We start from the raw sequence: 15,636 nt of genomic DNA, 5'->3' as shown, positions 1-15,636 counted from the left end.
TAAAAGTTACTTACCGATTTGCCCACATTTGCTCATAGGCGCGCTCCATTTCGCGGGTAAATTGTTTGGCATTCCATAGAGGCGAGGTTTGGCGAGACTGCCGCAGTTTCCATTGAATCTGTTGGCGCAGATCAGCATCGGTTCCTAGACGAATTCCCCACTCGATGTATTCTTCATCCGTCCAGGCAATGCCTTCTTCTACACCCACATTTTTAAGCATAGTGTAGCTATTACGGGCGGCAAACTGGTGACCCACGCGGGTTACAAGCGGAATGCCCATCCACAAGGTTTCTAACGTCGTGGTGGCACCATTGTAGGGATAGGTATCTAGCACAACGTCCGCGATCGCTAAATTTGCCCGGTGAATGGTTTCCGAAGGAACATCCGGCAAAAAGATCAGGCGATCAGGGGTGACACCTTCTGCTAATGCAATGTCGATAAAAAACTGTTGAATCGAATCTTGTTCAGCAGAGCCTTTAATTAAAAAATAGCTGTTGGGCACTTCCTTAATAATTCGCATTTGCAGACGAGCCGTATCAGCATGGCGCTTGTAGCCTTTCTGGGCACTGAGAAAAATGACAGCATCGTTGGAAATGTTGAGGCGATCGCGCCGAAGTGAAGGCACCTCTACCTCAAAACCATCGACTGCGATATAGGTTTGGGGTAAGCGCCAAATGGTTTCAGTGTAATAGTCTTGAGCGTTGTCCGGCAGCACATAAGGATCGGCGATGAAGTAGTCTACGCCAGGAATTCCGGTGGCATCCCAACCCAGCCAAGTTACTTGAATGGGGGCAGGTTTAAGCGCCAAAATATCAGAGCTTAGATCCAACGTAATACTATCGAGATCAACCAAAATATCAATTTCATCTTGATAAATTTGTTCTGCTAAATCTTCGCTGTCTGGCACTTCTATGCCAACCCGACAGGCATAATCCATCTGATTCACATACCACTGATACAGCGAGTCGTGTTTGCGATCGTTGATGAAATAGCCGTGGAGTTGTACGCGATCGCGATCATGATGTTTGATGAGCCAGCGTGCTAGCCAACCGACGGAGTGGCGCGCCATACAGTGAGACAAATAGCCAATTTTTAAGGGGCGTACAGATTGGGACTGAGCGAGAGAGGACGATCTCGATGAGTAGCGATCGCATTGGTCAGCAGCGCGTTGATGCAATGCCGTTTGGCTCCATGCCGCAACCTGATTTTGCAGCGATCGGTTGAGTTGAGGATCATCTTTAAAGTAGGGTAAAAAGAAGCTAGAGGTGAGTAAGCGTGTAATTTCAATCGGTGGAATATCCGCTGAAGGAGACGTTTTAAGTAGCGCGATTAACAATTGCCGATGCTGTTGAATGGCAATAAGTCCTCGATTCCAATATCCACCAGGAGTCATCAAACCGCGCAGCAGCAAATGGCTAGAAAAAATTTTCTCTGGCAGGCTAGTTGCCAATTCTCTCCGACGCAAGGCAATTTCAATGCCTTGATCAAAACAGTCAGCATCCTGATAAAACCCGGAGAGGTGCCCCAAAATTTCGATGTTTTGATCGTCCAAGCGGCAGTATAGTTCTAGCAAGTCTGCGGCAAATTTTGGCTGGCGCTGGGCATGAGCAATCCTGACCGATGCTGGCAGCACCACAGCCATTAATCCCACCACATCACCAAAGACCCGCTTTAAACACGCTTCTGTAAAATATAGGGCAACTGGATGAGGCGCAAAAGCCGTTAGTACTTGATTGAGCAGGTGCAGCAGCAACGGTATGTCTACCTGTTTGTCTAGCGATGTTTTGAGTAGGAAAATAATGTCGGTCTCCTGCAAGTCATCAGGAGTTAGGTTTTCTAGGGCAATTTCTAGAGACACTAGGTTCAATCGATTGTTCAGATCAGCCGGACAAATTTCTTGCAAATGTCGCCGCAGTGTCCACGCTGCTGCAAGATTTTCCTGCTCAGTTTGGCGGATTGCGGCTACGACTAACACTTGCTCCAGTTCCGCTGTCCACTGGTCAATCTGATCTGGTTCGCCCTCTGTCATTGCCATCAGCCAAATTGTTTGAGCCTCGGTTTCCTGCCCTTGCAGCACCATCAGCACACCCAACTGCCAGTAGTAAGTTTTTATATCTGGCTCTGTTTCAATTGCCTGTTCGTAAAGACTAGCAGCTTGATGATAGCTTCCCTGCTGCACCAGGCGATCGGCTTGCTGCTGCCAATTGAGTGGTAATAGCTCAGGGTTACTCGCGTAAAGCAGTTCTTTGGTCATTGTAGGAAGAGGCAAAAATTAGGGCTTGTCGAATATCTTCATCCTCTAATTTCAGTCAGGGACTGAGAACTATTAGCAAAAAAACTCTGTTCGCCGCTCCAACGGATTGTTCTGCTGCTGGTCACGATCGTTCACTTGTTGCTGGAACTTTGAGATGAACCAAGGCTTTTTGTAGGACACTCGGCTTCACACTCAGCCAAACTTGATTGCGATCGTCCTCGGTATACCCAACAACCACAGTCCCAATTGGCGAACCAATATCTGGATACATTTCCGGGGTCATGTCTCCACTATCCACAAAGTCAGTAATCTGTACAATGCCGCGCACCGCATCATCACCAATGTCTACGAAAATCCCAAACGGTGCGTGATGCTCAACCCTGCCATGAATCAGTTCCCCGAACCGATACTTCGACTTGATCTGATGCCAGAACTGATTACTCATTGCATTACCTCGGCTTTAGAACTCTAGGATACTGGTTCAAAATCGGAAACAAATCGTGAGGAATGGGTAATTCGACTTGCTCACCACCTTGATACGGTCTTTCGAGTGGCTTGAAATACCGCTCATAGATTGCTAGTTCAATTGTAACTTCCAGAATTCCGTCCTTATAATATCGATGATATTCCTCTGCCAGACCTCTGCTGTTGGGTGCTGCAAAGTAACATTTTCCGTCCGCAGTTGAAGGACGATAGGGAAAATCAGCAGATTGAAATCCCTGCTCCACAAGTTGCTGTCCTTTTCCTTTTTGAGTTGCTTTAAAGATTGTGACGGTCTCGATTATGTTCAAGAAAAGAAAGTCTGTTTTAGAGAAAAAAGGTCTTCGTCATCTTAACTCCGAACCTCTTTTGCACTGTTGGAAAGGCGTGCGTTGAACATACGCTCCCTTGGTCGAATGGCACTGACTTAGGGTTTTAGATCCCCGACTTCTTTGGAGAAGTCGGGGATCTGGGCGGAGCGGCACGACGACGCGAGGATGCCGCAGACAGCAAGTAACTCAGCATAGTTACTTGCCACAGAAAAGATTCCACTAATTATTGCTCAAGACTGATGCAATTAAGCCCTCAATGCCATGCTGAAGTGCATTGGTACTATTTCATGTACACCATATAACTACTATCAAAAACAGCGGACAAGAAGTGAATCTCTTCTTATCCGCTGTTTTTTAATTGGCGATACCTATGGACTAAACCACTGCAAGCAAATTGTCACTATACGCTAGGTTTATTAGTCGAAGCATCATTATAGATAGGAGGGCACTTAGGACCACCTGTGGCGCTGTATATAGCTTTTTCAACAGCTTGGGCTCCACCTGCGATTGGTGCATCGATCCCTTCACACAACACAGTCAGGGTCGTCGCTTCCTTGGTGCCTGTCAGCACACCTGCATTCACACCACCAATATACGCTTTAACAGTGTCCTTAGCGCCCTTGATCGGTTGAGCTTGAATGGTTGCAGCAGTACTGTCTTTACCACCATCTACAATCACAAACTTGTAGTTGCCGGATTGAGTCTGAATACCCAAGCCAAGTTTGCTAAAGTCAGCAGCATTCGCAAACTCAGCTTTTTCTAAGTAGTAAGCTTGCTGAGCGCGGTTCACAGAGCCACTATTTGTTTTTGCTTCAGATTGCTTGGCTTTGTTTGCCTGGTTCAAGAATGCGGGTAATGCAATGGCAGCCAAAATCCCAATAATGATGATGACAACCAACAGTTCAATCAGGGTGAAGCCTTTGTCGCCCTTTTTACGTTGATTGAGGTGGCTGAGGAACTTCGCTTTAAATTCGGTATTCATGATGAGATTTCTCCTTTAAGGGCGCGGGGTCGGTGTCTAACTCCATAAACGTAAGTTACCCATGCTTTCGCACTTTTATATCAATCACCCAAGATTTTCTTTGTTTTTTGGGTTTTTACTTTGGAGCTAGGTTCCAAAAGGACATAGAGAAAGACTTCTAGCTTGGTTAGCAGCGCCATCAGGTCATGCAAGATTGCTGTTGGGGTGCGGGGTTCCAACGTGACTGGGTTAAACGGTTGAATCTGACTCGATCGCTCCATCAGTGCCGCGATAGACTGTGGCTCATCCCACAACGGTAGTAAAGTTGCTGCAATGGTGCTTTCTAAGGTTACTGATGTGTTTGCCTGTCCTAGAAGATAGCCGCCTAAGCTAAACGGTTGGTGATTTTCAATACTCTCAACCAATGCCTCATGTAGTTTCGAGTTTTTGAGTTGAGGATGTAGGTGGACTTTTGTAGTTTTCCAGTCGTCCTCTGACCAATCGGCGATCGGGGTAAAAGAATTAGCTTGATCAGGATGACCACACCAAAAATCTAGCAAGCGACTAATGGGATGCAATAGTTCAAATAACTGCAATCGCTGCTCAGTCGAAACTTCTGGCAGGCTCATTGCCCAAAAGATCGGTAAATCGTCAGCATCTTTAAACAGATCCAAGATTTCCCAATCGCGCCAGTTCACCATGCTGATAAATTCCAGGTCAGCAGATCTCAATGCCGCAAATATGTCGGCAATGGTATAGCCTTTATCACCCTGAAACAGGTAGTTCATCAATACCCATTCCTTTGACTCCACCGCCTTTCGTCGGGCGGGATCTTGCCAAACATTGACTTTTAGATTGACCCAATCTTCCAATGCCCCAAAGGTTTCTCTAGCAATCTCAATTTCCATTTCTTCGGGGTTCGAGTCCATCAAACCCATTATCTTGAAGACTTGCTGTGCCCGAAAGTAGTCAACTCGTTGCGTGGCACTATGGAGGTTTGCCCGAATAATGCCGTTGGGCTTGAGCGCGGCTTTCATCGCTTGCAAACCACTGGCAATATCTGGCAGTAAGTATAAAACTTCATCGCAGTTGATGTAATCAAATTCCACGCCTAAGCTAGGCAACGCTTCAATGGAGGCAACCATAAACTCTGCATTTTCAAACCCATAGACCTGTAAGCGTTGCTTTGCTAAGTCAACGGCTTCTTTGGATAAATCAATGCCAACAATTTTGGCTCCGGGGTTTGCCGTTGCCAATACTAAGGATTTAAAACCTGTGCCACATCCAGCATCCAAAATAACTTTGCCGTCCGTAGAAATTAAGCTTTGGTTACGGAGGTAATGGGATGTGACCAAGTTATGGGCGTACAGTAAATCGTGAGCATCCTGGGGATTTTGCTCAAGCGGTGTGCTGGGGTAGGGGGCGCTATCAAATTGTTGGCGGATTTTTTCAAATAGCTCGGCTGACTGCTCGTTCATAGGTCGCATTCTTAAAGAAAATGGGTAATAAGGCGTAGGGCGATCGCGCTGAAGTCAATTTAATTAAAGGCTTAAATCGTTCAGATATTCCAATTTCTGCCACCATATCCTATGACGTTGAGAGAGTGACAGATGATTTCAAGTCTCTATACCGTTGAAGCACTCCAGCACGCGATCGCGGTCAATCCGCAGCAGTGGCGACCGTTGGTGTTGACCAATGGTTGCTTTGATCTACTGCACGCGGGTCATGTGCGCTATTTGCAGGCAGCTAAGCTGTTGGGGCGATCGCTCGTGATTGGCTTAAACAGCGATGCATCGGTGCGCGGCATTAAGCCCCAGCCAGCCGGATCGCCTCCCCGCCCGATCGTGCCCGAACTGCAACGGGCAGAAGTTTTGGCAGCGCTCAAGCCAGTGGATGGAGTCGTGATTTTTTCGGAACCCACCGCCACCCAATTGATTGAAGCCTTAAAGCCAGATATTTATGTGAAAGGCGGCGATTACCATATTGCTACCCTTCCCGAAGCCTCTGCTGTGCAAGCCTATGGAGGACTCATTCAGCTTGTGCAAATTGAAGTGCCAAGCTCAACTTCTGCGATTATTCGTCAAATTCTCACGGCTGGTACTTAGGCATTCAATTCAAAAAATCAGCGCCACAAGATAGCATGGAGGTTGGCTTAAGACGTTTGGAGTCTTGCCTGTCTAATTTCAAACGCGATTTTCCCTGTTTTTGATCAAAGCTGCTTGAAATAATGCTTGCAATGAATAGTTCTTCCACCGATCCTGTAATTTCTTCTATTTCAACATCAACCGACCCTGTAGCGCTCTTAACTAGCTTGAAAGCAGTTCCAGAGAAAGCTCAACTATCCCAAATTGTCGGACTAGAGCAGCTAGGCGAAACAGGTTGGTCTGTGTTGATGGAATTTTTGTTTGAACAGCGAGAGGGGTTAATGGTTGGCAGCCTGCCAAACTTGGCGGCAGGTAAGGTCTACCAGATTTTATATCGGGCAGAGTCTCCGGCTTGTGCTAATTTTTTGCAAACCCATTTTCCTCATGGCATCGTCCCATTGCGATCGCAGACCAACATTGATTACAGCCCTTTGCAAAAGCTGTTGGCTCAACAAGATTTTCAAGCTGCCGATAAACTCACCCTTGAAAAAATGTGTGAACTGGCTGGAGCCGCCGCCATGCAGCGCAACTGGATTTACTTTACGGAAGTTGAGCAGTTTCCGGCGATCGACCTGCAAACGCTCAATGCTTTGTGGTTAGTTCATTCAGAAGGAAAATTTGGCTTCTCCGTTCAGCGTGAGATTTGGCTAAGCGCTGGCAAAAATTGGATCAAACTGTGGTCAAAAATTGGTTGGAAAAACGGCAATACCTGGACTCGCTATCCGCAAGAATTCACCTGGGACTTAACCGCGCCTAAAGGACATTTACCGTTATCGAATCAGCTTCGTGGGGTTCGCATGATTTCAGCCCTTTTAGCGCATCCCGCCTGGACTCAGCCCTAGCAGGTGATGGTACTCAGTAATCTTTCTCATTTTTACTGAACTGAATCTTAATAAAAGTCAAAAATTCAGTATTCTCCCCTGTCTTTTTCGCGTTCACTCGTCTCAATGTGAGGGAATGCTGGGTATAGTGAAAAATTTCTAATTTTTTACAGGGATACACGGACGCACACGGAGTTATGGGTCGGCATGAGCAGCCAAGAGAATCGATTATTTTGTCGCCTTGATGGATTAACTTCTTTAGCACGAGAGCAGCAGCGATCGCACGTCATCCAACTGCTGGGGTTGCTAGACATGGATAGCATTCCAATTTTTGAAGAAGCCACTCAATCTGTTGCTCAATCTCTTCAAGCCTCCATCTGCATTCTAAGTTTAATGAGTGCAGCGCAAGAGCGGTTTAAATCGTCGGTAGGCTTATCGACCTTGGGATTAATGAATGAATTGGCAACGACTCGCCAACTGAGTCGCCAAGACTCTTTCGCTGCCTATGTGGTCGATAGCAGTCAAACGTTGATTATTGCCGATACTCTGACCCAGTCCGTTTTTGCGAACAGTATTTTGGTGTATGAGTATGGCATTCGTGCCTATTTGGGTGTTCCTTTGCTGACGTGCAACGGCGATTGTATTGGAGCTTTAGCCGTGATGGATGTGGTGCCCCGCAGCTTTAGCCAGCAAGAGGTGGCATTTTTGCAACTGATGGCACGCTGGAGCATGAGTGAGTTTGAGCGGCAGCGATCGCATTTATCCCAACCTCAATCGGTGCGACTGGCAGCACTCGAACGCGCATCTCAACCTGCCGATCTGTCCCTCACCAACCAGCTTAAAGTCGATCTGCTGGGTCACCTTGCCCAAGAGCTTCGGACACCGCTCACTTCTGTAATGGGTATGGCAAGTGTATTAAGCCGTGAATTTTATGGACCTTTAACCACTAAACAGAAAGAATATCTAGACATCATTCATAACAGTGGACAGTATTTGCTATCGCTGATGAATGAAATTGTTGAACTATCTGAATTAAAGGAGATTGATCAAACTTTAAACCTGAGTTCTGTTGATATTGAAATGCTTTGCCAACAGACAATCATTACTCTAGAACAGGTTGCCCAGCGACGGGATCAACAAGTTCGCCTCACTGTAGAGCCGGGTCGTCGCATTTGGCTACTGGATAAAGAAAAAGTTCGCCAGATGCTTTATCACCTCATCTTTAGCATTATTCAAAGTTCTACGGCGGGTAGTCTAGTTCGCTTACATGTCTCTCGACAAAACACAAGCTTAAACCTCTCCGTTTGGGTCTCTCACCCGTGGCTAGGAGAAGGATTGCCCTATGCGGAGATATATTCTCAACCTGCTTTGGTGAGTGCAACTAGCAGCAGCGGCACTGACTCGACTGCTGGATCAGATGGCGCAACAATCGCGATCGCCGATCACTCGACAACTGAAAATCGGGCGCTACTGCAACAGGAGTCTGCGATCGGCATCGCGCCGCGCAAAAATGTAGGCTTGTTACTCAGTCAGCATTTAGTAGAATTGCATGGCGGCAAAGTTACTGTCCAGAGTGGCTCTGATACTGGCTTTCGCTATATCATTACGATTCCTCAAAGTTTCAATTCAGACGAGGCGTAAAACCCGGAACCTCAAAATCCCTCTCCCGCTCTGGGAGAAGGATTTAAGGCGAGAGCGCAAAAGTGACAGGCTCCCCGCTAGGTTCAATATTCAAGTTTCATGAAGTTGGGTCGCTTGCATCTGCGGCAACACAATCTGTTTTATTCAGTTCAAACTTAATCGGAACATAAAACCCGCGATATTGCTTTCCTGCTTCAAAGGAATACTGGGTCATAAATTCTGCGGCAGCTTCATCCAAACCCTGAAAGCCAGACGATTTTAGCAAGATTGGTTTTGCCGCTAGTTTGCCGTTGGGCTGCACGATCACCCCAACCCACGTTTCTCCCGCGATCGCTTTGTCATCGTGTTTAAACTGGCAAGCATCTTTAGGATAGGGCGCAGTCATCGCATCTAACTTTTTCCAATCTTCATTTAGGTCTCCCTTAGAAACATCCTGTGCGGTTTTACTAAAGGACTTCGCGTTGTTATCAAAATCATCGGGAGAGGTATTTGCTGTACCATAGACAAACTTTTGCTGCAACGCGAGCTTGGCTTGCTCCTCTTGCTGCTTAGATGGTAATAAATCTTCTGCTTTTGAAGAGATAGGCGGCTCAGAACTCTCTTTTTCTGTTTGCTCAGTTTCTGCTTCTGTTTCTTTGTCAGAGGATTGAGTTTTTGGGTCAGGGTCTGAATTTGCTGCGTCCGTACTTTTTTTGGGAGATCGCTTACTGGGTGGTGCAACCGAATATTGAATGATGGTAGAAGTAGAAGGCTGAGACGGCACACTGTAATAGGAGGTTGAATCTTGGGGAGTTTCAGGGTCTACTGGAACCGTTGCCAATGAGTTAGGCACGATTGAATTAGTCTCGGCTGACTGTTTGGGTAGCCCTAAAAGGGGTGAACCAGAAAGTTGAGGTAATCGAGCCTGCTCTACTGGGCTAAGTTCTACCAAGGGCACCGATCGCTGACTATCAGCTTGTTTGGGTTCTGAGGCAGACATCAGCGGTAAGCCAAACCACAACAGCCCATGCACTCCCAAAGATGCCAATACTGCCAGAGACATCGGCTGCAATAGTAATGCCCCAGCCTTCGCTCTATTTTCCGAATCAAATAGGGCTGGAAAGTTTTTGGGTAATGAAGGAGAAGACATAGCTCAGCGTTCCGTTGCAAAAGGAATGAGACACTGTGAAAATTAGTGGAAATGAAAAATTAGTGGGAAAACAGATTCCCAGCTTGATTTTAATCAAAAGTCGCAGAAATTAGGGTGAATAAAAATTAGCAAATATTTTTTAGTGATTTTTTAAGATTCATCTTTGAATCAGACGACAGCGATCGCAAAAAGTTGCCATGAATTGACAAGCAGTTACTCCTTAATTTACAGCACTGCGATCGCCCATCCGGAATCTACCTGCTCATCCACTGAACTCCATCTATATAAATTATTTAACTCAAGACTCAGAAGAATTAGTTCCATCTCGCTCTGTTCGTACCCACTTTGTTTGAGGCTTCCGCAAAAAACTAAAGTACAAAGGAATTTTCCACACAATATAAAGGGGAATGGTTAAAAGTACTTTGGCAGGAATATCGGCTCGACAATGCTTTGCCCAAGCCGAGACAATCGCCACTAAAATCATGACTCCTGCACTACCCAAGACAACAGCAGGAGTGTAGGAGATCCCAAGGTAGGTGGCAACGAGCATAATAGCCATTGCTATTGCCCACAGCATGACCAACAAGGATAGGGGCGGAATCAGCAAATCAAGGGCGATCGCAAATAGGTCAAATTGCCGTTTTTGAACAGCTGCTTTGAGCAAACGAGGAACTTGGGTCAAGATAGTTTGTAGGTGTCCATGCTCCCAACGGGTTCGTTGGCTTTTAGCAGCGCGGGCTTGTTGGGGTAAAGCACTGGTCACCCGTGCTTCATAACAAAAAGTGGGCGGATACCCTGCCAGCGCTAGATCCAGTCCAAGATTCATGTCTTCAACAATATTGCCGCTTGCCAAAGGAACTTTGCGAATCACTTCCCACGGAAATGCCATGCCTGCACCCGTTAGAGGGCAAGGTAACCCAAGTTGAGCTAGCCCCAGAGGACGCACTAAATTTTTGACGGTGAACGCCAGCGTTGAAACAGCCGCTTTTGGAGAAGGCTGAGCGGGTTGGGTCAGTAGATAAGTTGCCTGTACAGGACGATTACACGCGATCGCTAACCGTGAAATTTGTTCGACTACACCGGGCGCAACCAGACAATCCGCATCGACAATGACAACCACATCAGGCGGATGAGTAGCCAGAAAATCCATGCCAAAGTCTAGCGCATACCCTTTTCCACGGCGGGTTTCATCAAAGCGCTCGATCGTTGTCACCCCCATATCTCGTGCAACTGCCGCTGTTTCATCCGTGCAGTTATCAGCCACAACAACAAGTTGATCTATACGAGTCAATTGCCCTAGCAACGTTTCGAGTGTCGCTCCAATGCCAACAGCTTCATTATGGGCAGGAATTAAGATAGCAATACGAAGACGAGGCACATCTTGAGAACGCCATGCCCTTGGCGGAAAAAGCGCCGCAACACATTCAATCACCAGAACAAGACTTGGAATTAATATCAGTATAGAAATCGCTAATAGGATGATTTCAACTATCAGAAATACTAAATCAGTAGTTGCCAAGTTTATTATCCTTTGTGAAGCTTATTTATCAAATTGATCGCCGCCTTGACAAAGAAGATAGAAACTTTTTAATTAGACAGCTTAATTAAATAGCCTTTTCTAGTCAAAGCAATCTCACCTATGAAAGGAGAAGCTTTACTGAACTACGTCACCTGATTCTTTAAGCTTGCCAAAAAAAGCTGGGTGAGCTTCAGCCGCATAAGTCTGCTGTGAACTGATGGGTAGGGCATAAGGTGCAACCTTGCTCTTTCCAATCCGGTTTGCCACAACACCCAATACAGGCAAGTGATATTTTTCTAAATTACCCAATGTTTCTTTAACAAGATTCTGCTTTGTTTTATTCAGACTAACTACTAATAACAATCCATCGGTTTGTGCCGTTAAAAAATTACTATCGGTAGATGCATCTAAAGATGGACTGTCATAAATTACCAAGTCATAGCTGTCTTGCAATCGTTTGACTAATCGTTGCATTTCATTGGAAGCAAATAATCGAGTAGCGCCAAACTGAGCAGACCCTGCTGTTAATATCGATAGATTACTTTCTCCAGATATCTTTTCAATTGCTTCAGATACATCAATTCGCTGTTGCAAAACATCAACTAAGCCTGTTTGATTTGACAAGTTGAAATGTATATGCAATTGAGGTAAGTAAAAATTTGCATCAACCAATAAAACCCGCTGTCCCATGGTTGCTGCCATTAAAGCAAGATTCAGAGCAACGGTTGTTTTGCCATCGCCAAGCTCTACGGAACCCACTACTAGCGATCGCACAGGTGGATTACATAAAAATCGCAGATTGGTATACAGGGCACCGAACGCATTGCTAAATGGTTCAGAATTTTTTGGCTTCATACCATCTGCTGTTGGACTCAGCCCCGTTTTTTGGCTGGGGAGCATCCCAAACAGTGGAAAGGGTACTGCATCTTGCAAATCTGCTACAGTAACAAACTGATTGCGGAGTTTCTCTCTAAGTAAAGCGGCGGCGACACCCAAAAATGCACCAAAAGCCAACCCTCCCGGAACCATAGGTTGTGCTTTCTTGCCTCGCGAGGCGATCGGCTTCCCTGTTCTTAGATCAGTGACCAGTTTTGGCTGGGCAATAATTTCCCAGGGGACTTCCTTTTGAGCCGCTTCAACCCGCAACGTCTCCCGCTGCAATAAGAACTGATTCAACGTCTTAGTCGCAATATCCAATTGCTGCTGCAACGTATTATATTGTCGAGTGATAGCAGGAAGCTGATTTAATCGATTCTCCAATGTTGCTTTATTTCGAGCCGTTTCTTGTACACGCGCTTGCAAAGATTGACTTAAATTGGCAGATTGAACCAGTTGTCTAATTAAATCTAAACGGACTGGATCTTGAAATGCCAAAATCTGAGGATTTTCTGAAATTCCAGGTGAAGATTCACTCAAGTTCTGTTGAGACTCTTGGGCAATTAGCTGCTTCAAATTTCTTTGCTGATTGCGTAAGCTTCTAACAGTGGGGCTATCCTCATTAAATCGAGCGAGTTTAATTGCAATGTCTCCCTCAACTTTTTTTAGCTGCGTCAACAAATCCTGATAGCGAGGGTTTTGGCTAAGTGAAGCGGCTCCTAATGCCTGCTTTGGAGTAAAACCGAGTTGCTTTTGCAAAACTGAATACAGGGTTGTCTGTTCTCGCAAAAGCGTATCAGCTTCCAGTTTTTTGTCGTTTACACCTTTTAGTTGGTCTGATACTTGATTGCCTTCAAGCACTGGATCGGTTAATCGATACTGCTGTTTAAGAGCCTGCATTTGACTTTCCAATACCGTAACTCGTTGTTGTAAGGTTGGAAGTTGCTCTTCAATAAATTCTACGCCAGCTTCAGTTCGCACCTTGCGATCGTCTAGACTAAATCTGAGGTAGCCCTGCGCAATTTGTTCCAAAACAAAGCGAACTTTTCCTGGATTAGATCCCCTATAGCTAACCTCTATTGTTCGGGTAGAGTCGAGCAGATTCGTTCCAATCCGAGCCACTGCAAAATCTTGATTCCTTAAATCTCTAGCTAAAGATTCAGCCGTTACTTCAGAATATCGACTCTGAATGCTCTTCGCAATTTTAGAGAGTCTATCAGGACTTTGTAAAACTTGTAGCAAGGTTGGATAGTCAATACCGCTGCTATTGTTATCTTGTTGAACCTGTGCCCGTGAAATTGCGGATGGATCTGACAAGCGTCCTTGCGAAGTAATTGGCTCAACTAAAACGACAAAGCTACCTTCGTAGATCAGCGGAAATGTTCTAGTCATCATCCATCCTCCAGCGCCCCCCAGCAGGGTAAACACTAAGACAATTGGCATGTTCCGCCGAACAGCCCCTATTAAAGAGCGCACCTTAAAGCCACCACTTTTAGGCTTAGGATCAGCGTCTCCGCCCATATTGCTGGGAGTGGACTGAACCTCTTCCAAATGGTTTTGCCCGTTGAAAGTTAGGTTCTGTGCATTTTGTCCGGCTTGCATGGGTTACCTCATCTACAGTCGGTTAAGTTCGTTGTCGATCAAGTTTGTTAGTAAACAAACACTTCAAAGTACGCCATCTTGAAATATTATCGATTTCCATTGGGAAATAATACGTTCCTGAACCCTGAGATTCCGCCGAAAATAGTAAGTGGTGCGCCGATCGCGTTGATCAAAAAGTCATTTGCTGATGCAATGAAGGTTCGATTTACGACGACGATATCATTATTATGAAGCGCAGGATTCCGTGCTGCGTTCAAGTTTTGATCAAGATCGATCGAATACTTGTTACGGGTAATGGTGCCATCGGGATTGAGGCGGATTAAATCAACTCCTTTCTTGCTAGCTCGACCCACCCTGAATCCACCCGCTGCCATAATAGCTTGGTTTAGAGTAGTATTCGGTTTAAGCCTGAGTGAGCCTGGAGCAGTCACTTCGCCAACGATGCTAACTGAGATCGTTTCAGGAGAAAAGTTGCTTGCTGCCACCTGAGTTGCTTCTGCCGCATCAAGCTTGTTGGCTTTAGGAATGATGATGGTATCGCCATCGCGAAGCAGAGTGTCTTGGCTTAGATCACCTTCGCGTAAAAATTTCCATAGATCGATCGCTACAATTTCCTCGCGATCAGTTCGCAAGCGACGAATTTTCACCTCACGAATATTGGCAATTTGGGTTACCCCTCCAGCCGACTGAATCGCTTGACTCACTCTAGGCCACTGGTTGCCGCCTTCAGATGCCGTTCTTTGATTAAGGCTTGTCTGAGAAACTTCATTACTAATGACACTAATAATGTAAGAACCAGGACGGTTGACTTCGCCAATCACACCCACCTTAAGCGGTCTAGGAGCTAACAAACTAATCGTCACTAGCGGATTGCGGATAAACCGACTATATCTTGTAGAAATTACTGCTGCCGCTTGCGTTAACGTTAATCCCTGCACTGGCACACTTCCGACCCAAGGTAAATTCAGGGTGCCATCTAATAAAATTGTGTACCGTGGTTCTAGGGCTAACTCTGGAGCAATATCAAAAATTTCAGCCCTAACAATATCTCCGGCTCCTAAAGTATAAGCATCTCCTAAAATAGTGCCGGGTCTAACATCTGTGGGGGGAGGTGCTTCAGGCAGTGGTGTTCTTTGTTCAAAAGGTACGGAATCTGGTGAGGGCATACTCTGAGCCAAAACAGACAAAGGCTGCATTGTTCCAATCAGAGATGACAAAACGATTCCTGCGATAGAGCGGGGGTTTCTCCTAATCATCATGTTTTGTCTAAAAGTGACGAAGTGTAAAAGTCGAGTTTGGGCAACGATCACAGATACCCCATACTATAGCTTTCCTAAATTGGTTCACTATTTGGAATAAGTTAATCGTTTAGTCTGAAATCGTTTAGTCTGAAATATCTGAACCTTATTGAAAAAAACAGACCAATACACCCGTGAAATTACTACATCTTGAGAGACTCCGTTGAACTAAGAGAGCCTCTCAAACCCAGTATGGAATTTCCTTACAAGAAGATTTCAGTTTAATAGCATTACTTTACGTAAAATTTACAGTAACTCAGACCTATCTATGATTTACAAAGGATAGGTAAAAATCTATTCCAATACATCTGTCGAAAGGCTATTCGTGCCTTTATGTAAGATGAAAACTCACTAATAAAATGATTTATTCACTTTGCGGATAAGGTCTCAAAGAAGGTTAAGATGCCTCGATCACAGTACGGATAATTCAGCAAACTCCTAGTGAGAGGGTTAAGTGCGGATATTTTGGGTGTATCCACATTAGCGGTAGTGACAGTAAACCCTAGTAGGCTGTCAACTTTATTTTGGTGGATAGATGGGAGAGAATAGAGCGGCAGCTACCTCTGAACCAATCATGCC

General features: G+C 45.6%; 13 protein-coding genes. 3 read left to right on the top strand and 10 right to left on the bottom strand.

Annotation, left to right across the window (positions count from 1 at the left end):
• Positions 1-10: 10 nt before the first annotated feature.
• The 6 genes from AB3R30_RS12325 to AB3R30_RS12300 all read right to left on the bottom strand — a co-directional run bounded on the left by AB3R30_RS12325 (position 11) and on the right by AB3R30_RS12300 (position 5,611).
• A complete protein-coding gene (locus AB3R30_RS12325; protein ID WP_458649486.1) occupies positions 11-2,254 on the bottom strand; it encodes an O-linked N-acetylglucosamine transferase, SPINDLY family protein in 2,244 nt (747 codons plus the stop codon).
• 121 nt (positions 2,255-2,375) lie between these two features.
• Entirely contained in the window at positions 2,376-2,699 is a 324-nt protein-coding gene (locus tag AB3R30_RS12320; RefSeq protein ID WP_458649485.1) for a hypothetical protein, read from the bottom strand.
• 4 nt (positions 2,700-2,703) lie between these two features.
• The gene (locus tag AB3R30_RS12315; protein ID WP_458649484.1) at positions 2,704-3,045 is read right to left on the bottom strand and encodes a hypothetical protein; all 342 of its coding nucleotides are present in this window, start codon (positions 3,043-3,045) and stop codon (positions 2,704-2,706) included.
• Positions 3,046-3,466: 421 nt separating this feature from the next.
• Positions 3,467-4,048, bottom strand: coding sequence for a type IV pilin-like G/H family protein (locus AB3R30_RS12310; protein WP_458649483.1), 582 nt, complete (start codon positions 4,046-4,048; stop codon positions 3,467-3,469).
• Between the two features lie 80 nt (positions 4,049-4,128).
• Positions 4,129-5,505, bottom strand: coding sequence for a class I SAM-dependent methyltransferase (locus tag AB3R30_RS12305; protein ID WP_458649482.1), 1,377 nt, complete (start codon positions 5,503-5,505; stop codon positions 4,129-4,131).
• Positions 5,477-5,611 (bottom strand): hypothetical protein, encoded by a 135-nt coding sequence (locus tag AB3R30_RS12300; RefSeq protein WP_458649481.1) that lies wholly within the window; start codon positions 5,609-5,611, stop codon positions 5,477-5,479. Before AB3R30_RS12300 ends, AB3R30_RS12305 begins: the two co-directional genes overlap by 29 nt.
• A 26-nt stretch (positions 5,612-5,637) precedes the next feature.
• Here AB3R30_RS12300 and AB3R30_RS12295 point away from each other — a divergent pair, with 26 nt between their 5' ends.
• The 3 genes from AB3R30_RS12295 to AB3R30_RS12285 all read left to right on the top strand — a co-directional run bounded on the left by AB3R30_RS12295 (position 5,638) and on the right by AB3R30_RS12285 (position 8,633).
• Positions 5,638-6,132 (top strand): adenylyltransferase/cytidyltransferase family protein, encoded by a 495-nt coding sequence (locus tag AB3R30_RS12295; protein WP_458649480.1) that lies wholly within the window; start codon positions 5,638-5,640, stop codon positions 6,130-6,132.
• 131 nt (positions 6,133-6,263) lie between these two features.
• The gene (locus AB3R30_RS12290) at positions 6,264-7,013 is read left to right on the top strand and encodes a GUN4 N-terminal ARM-like repeat domain-containing protein (RefSeq protein ID WP_458649479.1); all 750 of its coding nucleotides are present in this window, start codon (positions 6,264-6,266) and stop codon (positions 7,011-7,013) included.
• Positions 7,014-7,199: 186 nt separating this feature from the next.
• On the top strand, positions 7,200-8,633 hold the full coding sequence (locus AB3R30_RS12285; RefSeq protein WP_458649478.1) for a GAF domain-containing sensor histidine kinase: 1,434 nt from the start codon (positions 7,200-7,202) through the stop codon (positions 8,631-8,633).
• A 97-nt stretch (positions 8,634-8,730) separates the two neighbouring features.
• On the opposite strand, the gene AB3R30_RS12280 is transcribed toward AB3R30_RS12285, so the two are convergent.
• The 4 genes from AB3R30_RS12280 to AB3R30_RS12265 form a co-directional block, all read right to left on the bottom strand.
• Positions 8,731-9,762 carry a TonB family protein gene (locus AB3R30_RS12280; protein ID WP_458649477.1) on the bottom strand — a complete coding sequence of 344 codons (1,032 nt, stop codon included), beginning with the start codon at positions 9,760-9,762 and terminating at the stop codon, positions 8,731-8,733.
• 298 nt (positions 9,763-10,060) lie between these two features.
• The gene (locus AB3R30_RS12275; protein WP_458649476.1) at positions 10,061-11,281 is read right to left on the bottom strand and encodes a glycosyltransferase family 2 protein; all 1,221 of its coding nucleotides are present in this window, start codon (positions 11,279-11,281) and stop codon (positions 10,061-10,063) included.
• Between the two features lie 135 nt (positions 11,282-11,416).
• Positions 11,417-13,759 (bottom strand): GumC family protein, encoded by a 2,343-nt coding sequence (locus tag AB3R30_RS12270; protein WP_458649475.1) that lies wholly within the window; start codon positions 13,757-13,759, stop codon positions 11,417-11,419.
• Positions 13,760-13,845: 86 nt separating this feature from the next.
• The gene (locus AB3R30_RS12265) at positions 13,846-14,976 is read right to left on the bottom strand and encodes a polysaccharide biosynthesis/export family protein (protein ID WP_458649474.1); all 1,131 of its coding nucleotides are present in this window, start codon (positions 14,974-14,976) and stop codon (positions 13,846-13,848) included.
• Positions 14,977-15,636 lie beyond the last annotated feature (660 nt).

It is taken from the genome of Sivoneniella epilithica UHCC 1019, assembly GCF_040830845.1.
In the GTDB taxonomy this organism is placed as follows: Bacteria; Cyanobacteriota; Cyanobacteriia; order Leptolyngbyales; family Leptolyngbyaceae; genus ULC077BIN1.
Note: the sequence above shows the minus strand (reverse complement) of the source record. Positions and strands in the feature narration are given on the sequence as shown.

Coding starts and splice junctions, on each gene's coding strand:
- AB3R30_RS12325 (WP_458649486.1), bottom strand. CDS start 2,254: ATGACCAAAGAACTGCTTTACGCGAGTAACCCTGAGCTATTACCACTC.
- AB3R30_RS12320 (WP_458649485.1), bottom strand. CDS start 2,699: ATGAGTAATCAGTTCTGGCATCAGATCAAGTCGAAGTATCGGTTCGGG.
- AB3R30_RS12310 (WP_458649483.1), bottom strand. CDS start 4,048: ATGAATACCGAATTTAAAGCGAAGTTCCTCAGCCACCTCAATCAACGT.
- AB3R30_RS12305 (WP_458649482.1), bottom strand. CDS start 5,505: ATGAACGAGCAGTCAGCCGAGCTATTTGAAAAAATCCGCCAACAATTT.
- AB3R30_RS12300 (WP_458649481.1), bottom strand. CDS start 5,611: ATGGTGGCAGAAATTGGAATATCTGAACGATTTAAGCCTTTAATTAAA.
- AB3R30_RS12295 (WP_458649480.1), top strand. CDS start 5,638: ATGATTTCAAGTCTCTATACCGTTGAAGCACTCCAGCACGCGATCGCG.
- AB3R30_RS12290 (WP_458649479.1), top strand. CDS start 6,264: ATGAATAGTTCTTCCACCGATCCTGTAATTTCTTCTATTTCAACATCA.
- AB3R30_RS12285 (WP_458649478.1), top strand. CDS start 7,200: ATGAGCAGCCAAGAGAATCGATTATTTTGTCGCCTTGATGGATTAACT.
- AB3R30_RS12280 (WP_458649477.1), bottom strand. CDS start 9,762: ATGTCTTCTCCTTCATTACCCAAAAACTTTCCAGCCCTATTTGATTCG.
- AB3R30_RS12270 (WP_458649475.1), bottom strand. CDS start 13,759: ATGCAAGCCGGACAAAATGCACAGAACCTAACTTTCAACGGGCAAAAC.